7 protein-coding genes and 3 tRNA genes are annotated in these 4,102 nt (G+C 31.0%); 7 read left to right on the top strand and 3 right to left on the bottom strand.

What is annotated here, in order from left to right; all coding sequences use genetic code 11:
• Positions 1 to 58 precede the first annotated feature (58 nt).
• The 3 genes from CLPU_RS16075 to CLPU_RS16065 all read left to right on the top strand — a co-directional run bounded on the left by CLPU_RS16075 (position 59) and on the right by CLPU_RS16065 (position 368).
• A tRNA-Leu gene (locus CLPU_RS16075) sits at positions 59 to 143 on the top strand.
• Between the two features lie 47 nt (positions 144 to 190).
• A tRNA-Gly gene (locus CLPU_RS16070) sits at positions 191 to 265 on the top strand.
• A gap of 26 nt (positions 266 to 291) precedes the next feature.
• A tRNA-Arg gene (locus CLPU_RS16065) sits at positions 292 to 368 on the top strand.
• A 97-nt stretch (positions 369 to 465) separates the two neighbouring features.
• On the opposite strand, the gene CLPU_RS16060 is transcribed toward CLPU_RS16065, so the two are convergent.
• From CLPU_RS16060 to CLPU_RS16050, 3 genes are all read right to left on the bottom strand, one after another.
• Positions 466 to 1,650: a tyrosine-type recombinase/integrase gene (locus tag CLPU_RS16060; RefSeq protein WP_050379087.1), complete on the bottom strand. Its 1,185-nt coding sequence runs from the start codon at positions 1,648 to 1,650 to the stop codon at positions 466 to 468.
• Between the two features lie 153 nt (positions 1,651 to 1,803).
• Positions 1,804 to 2,244: an ImmA/IrrE family metallo-endopeptidase gene (locus CLPU_RS16055; protein WP_050379085.1), complete on the bottom strand. Its 441-nt coding sequence runs from the start codon at positions 2,242 to 2,244 to the stop codon at positions 1,804 to 1,806.
• A gap of 18 nt (positions 2,245 to 2,262) precedes the next feature.
• A complete protein-coding gene (locus CLPU_RS16050; RefSeq protein WP_050379083.1) occupies positions 2,263 to 2,640 on the bottom strand; it encodes a helix-turn-helix domain-containing protein in 378 nt (125 codons plus the stop codon).
• A 361-nt stretch (positions 2,641 to 3,001) separates the two neighbouring features.
• Between CLPU_RS16050 and CLPU_RS16045 the strand changes: the two genes are divergently transcribed.
• From CLPU_RS16045 to CLPU_RS16030, 4 genes are all read left to right on the top strand, one after another.
• Positions 3,002 to 3,172, top strand: coding sequence for a hypothetical protein (locus tag CLPU_RS16045; protein WP_164492065.1), 171 nt, complete (start codon positions 3,002 to 3,004; stop codon positions 3,170 to 3,172).
• Between the two features lie 118 nt (positions 3,173 to 3,290).
• Complete coding sequence (locus CLPU_RS16040; protein WP_050379089.1) at positions 3,291 to 3,491, top strand: helix-turn-helix domain-containing protein; 201 nt, start codon at positions 3,291 to 3,293, stop codon at positions 3,489 to 3,491.
• 4 nt (positions 3,492 to 3,495) lie between these two features.
• Complete coding sequence (locus tag CLPU_RS16035) at positions 3,496 to 3,711, top strand: helix-turn-helix domain-containing protein (protein ID WP_050379080.1); 216 nt, start codon at positions 3,496 to 3,498, stop codon at positions 3,709 to 3,711.
• A gap of 12 nt (positions 3,712 to 3,723) precedes the next feature.
• Positions 3,724 to 4,102 (top strand): ORF6N domain-containing protein (locus CLPU_RS16030; RefSeq protein ID WP_162198926.1); only part of this gene is annotated, 379 nt, incomplete at its 3' end.

The following is a 4,102-nucleotide window of genomic DNA, read 5'->3' as shown; positions in this document are numbered from 1 at the left end:
AGCACCTGACTTTTAATCAGGGTGTCCTGCGTTCGAGTCGCAGATGGGTCACCAACTTGCGGGAGTGGCGGAATTGGCAGACGCGCTAGACTTAGGATCTAGTGCCATACGGCGTGGGGGTTCAAGTCCTCTTTCCCGCACCAAATTAAGTATTAAAAATATTTACAATTGAATTTAAAAAACTATGTGTGCGGAAGTGGCTCAGTGGTAGAGCATCGCCTTGCCAAGGCGAGGGTCGCGAGTTCGAATCTCGTCTTCCGCTCCATTTTTATTTTTTGGAAAAAAGTATGGGCGCCCTTAGCTCAGTTGGATAGAGTGGCTGACTTCGAATCAGTTTGTCGGGGGTTCGAATCCCTCAGGGCGTGCCAGTTTAAATATTGAAATTTACAGATTTGAGACTTATGAAATTTCAGAAAAGATGTTTACATAATATGAATTGGGGACAAATTGGGGACAAATTAAAAATTAACGTATTTCACTTGTATTAGAGTCTTCATTAAACATAATATTTTGCATTTTTTCGGCGGCAGTCTTATCGGCAGATTTAAGAGCATGGCTATATATATTAAGTGTTGTAGATGTATTGCTATGTCCTAATCTTGCAGATAAGGCTTTTATATTAAGTCCTGCATTTATTAAAATTGTAGCAGAAGTATGCCTAAGTTGATGGAAAGTTATCTTTTTAAGTCCTTTTCTTCTTAGAAACTTACCAAACCATCCAGAAGGCGTCGATGGATGCATGGGCAGCCCATTCCACTGAGTAAACATAAAATCTGTGTCATTCCACATTTCTCCGCATTTCAATCTATTTTCGTTTTGTTCTTTCTTATATTCCTTGATAATATCCATTACAGACTGAGGTAATGCAATAATTCTATTAGAGCTTTCGTTTTTAGTATCTTTTGTGAAAGTTCCTTTATTTACTAGATATTGATTTGCTCTAACTATTTCTATAGTATTATTTTTAAAATCTACACATTCCCATTTCAGTCCCATGAGTTCACCTAGTCGTAATCCAGAAGCTAAAGTAATCATTATTGCACATCTATATTTTAACTCTTCATCTTGTAATGCTTCTATTAATTGTTTAACTTCTTCTTCGTTGTAATAATTTGCTTCTCTCTTTTTTATCTTAGGAGGATCTACATTTTCAAGTGGGTTAATAGGAATAAGTTGCCACTTTACCGCAGTTCCAAAGATATTTTTTAATAATCTATGATAGTGTGAAATTGTGTTATTAGAAAGTCTTCCTTTTTTTCCATCTTTTCTAACGCTATTTTCTTGCAAGAGGTTGTAAAAGTCTATTATGTGCATTGGTTTAACTCTGGATAGCGGTAAATGACCTAATGCTGGAATTATTCTTAATTCTAAGAGTCTTTCATATTCATATATTGTTTTTGGAGCTAGTTTAGGTTTTGCATAATCATTAATCCATCGTTTTGAAAAAGATTCAAGAGTTAATTTTGAAGGTTCTACATAACTATTACTTTCTATTTCTGTGATAAATTTAGCTAATTCTTTTTTTGCTTCTGTTTTATTTTTACATTTTACTGTTTTGGTATACTTTTTCCTTTTGCCACCTAGTCCATAACCGCCAGATACTATTAGGCGATATGAATTTTCTCCACGTTTTTCTATTGATCCAGCCAATTTCCTTCTCCTTTCTTTTAACTTTTTATAACAATGAATAGTTAGCGAAACACCTCCTTTCAAACATATGTTCTTACTTTTGTTTTATATAAAGCTGCTACAGTTTATAGCAGCTTATTTTCTAGTATTTTTTAATTGTCTTTTATTATACGTCTATATTTTAAAATCATTTATGACCTTTATAGGAAGTTCTAACATACTTGATATTTGATTAATCGTAAGATTTCTATAGCACTCATCTTTTAAATTTATATTTAGAAGTTTTAAAGCAAAATAGTTGGCTTGTTTTTCGATTTTACCTTTATTTATTAACTTTCTATTAAATGATGCATATGGCATATATGTATGTATGACAGCGTGACCCAATTCATGTGCTAGTATGAATCTTTCATATCTGGTACTTAAATTATTTCTTATAAAAACCGTTTCAATTCCTAAATAATTTCTATTATAAAAAGCCTCGCTATCTAGAAGGAGAATATTGTTTTTGTCTAATTTTACTATATCTATTTCCAAACAATCATAAAGGTCATAAACATCTCTGGTGTTATACAATTCTATTAATCCTTCTACATAGTTGTCTATCCAATTCATCCCATTCCCTCCGAACTTTTACTTTTTGTATTTATGTGAAATTAGCTCTAATTGTCTCAAAAGTTCGTTTGCAAATTCAATCACTTGTTTGTCGCTCATTTTATCTATATCAAAGTCACCAAAATTCATAATCACATTTTGTTCTAATATAAATTTCATAGCATCCCCTGGTGTTTCAAATTTATCTTCTTTTTTTACGCTCTCTTCTTCTAATAATTTACTTGGACTTACTTTTAATGCTTTAGCTATTGTCTCTAAAGTATCAATGTCGATTTTTCTTTTACCAGTCTCAATCTTACTTATAGTTGATTGTGAAAAGCCAGTTTTTTGTGCTAACTCATAAGTTGTCATGTCTAATACTCGTCTTAAGTCCCTTATCCTTTTACCAACTTCCAATAACAATACCTCCTTTCAATATTGTAATGATTACGAAATAGAATATTATATTTATATAATAATTCAAAAAAAGAATAAATTCAAGATACTAGAAGGAAAATCAAGGTAATTTTGTGTAATTGTAATAAATAATTCCTAAAACGAATTTTATGGGCTTGATATATAATTAAAAAGATTCTATAATGTAATCAAGTTGAGGAAATAAAAAACATTTAAACCAAAATTAAAAATAAATCGTTTCAACAAATATAAGGAAGTTAGGGGGACAAGCATGTTTGACACAAGTTGATTTTTAAATATACATATTATTATCGAAAATAAGGAGGAAGATTATGCATAGGGCAAAAAGGAGATGGAGCTCATGAAGGAAAGGGCATGGTATAAATGTCCAATATGTAATTATAAGTTACTTATGATAAACCCTAATAAAGTAATAGAAGGTGTTTATATTAAATGTAAAAAATGTAGTCAAGAAATCGAAATTAAAAATACGAGCCAGAACCAAAGCCAGAGCCGTCAACTTACAGGGTAAGTTGATTAGAGAGCCAGAGCTAGAGTCAGAGCCTACCATAATGCACATATACCTATTAAAGGTATTAAATAGTGCATTTATTGGTAGGTTTTTTATTTTGATTAGAAAGGGTGAGGGAATGAATACAGGGGAAAGAATAAGAAAAATAAGGGTCAGAAGTGGAATTAGTCAATATGAACTTGCAAGAAAAGTAAACCATTTGAATCAATCTCAAATTTCAAAAATAGAGAAAGGACAAAGGCGGATAAATGATATTGATTTAGTATCAATATCTGAAGCGTTAAAAGTAGATATAAGTGAATTATTAAAGGAGGATTAATCGCATGAGAACAACAATGACAGCTAAGGAAGCAGCTGAATATTTAGATATAAGTTATTGGTTAATATTAGAACTAGTTAAAAGAAAGGAAATACCTTGTATAGATTTAGGAAATAGAAAACTTTTTAGAAAACACTCACTTAATGAATGGATGAACAGAAAAGAACAAGAGTCTATTGAGTCTGAAGAATTAGAGTATGAAATAAAAAGAATATTTTAAGGAGGAATACATATGAACAACTTAATCTTAAAAGGTTTAAAAGAAATAGAAGGCATGAAATTTCATCATATAGAGGGTGGATTTGGAGAAGGTAAGAGAAGCATGTTAGTAAAGGAAATAGCTGAAATACATGGACAACCATGGGGAGAAATAAATAGAAGGATAAATGAAAATAGAGAAAAATTTAAAGATAACATTGATATTCTAGATATTAAAGCTAATGGGTATGAGCCATTAGGTAAAAAATTAGGAATTACAAGACAGTCTTTTAATCAAGCAAATAATGTATATATAGTTTCAGAAAGAGGATATTCAAAGCTACTAAAAATACTAGAGGATGATTTTGCTTGGGAGCAATATGAAAAGTTAGTAGATGGATACTTCAATATGA

The sequence above is a fragment of the Gottschalkia purinilytica genome, from assembly GCF_001190785.1.
In the GTDB taxonomy this organism is placed as follows: domain Bacteria; phylum Bacillota; class Clostridia; order Tissierellales; family Gottschalkiaceae; genus Gottschalkia_A; species Gottschalkia_A purinilytica.
The sequence above is the reverse complement of the archived record's forward strand: the minus strand, read 5'-3'. Positions and strand labels throughout refer to the sequence as shown.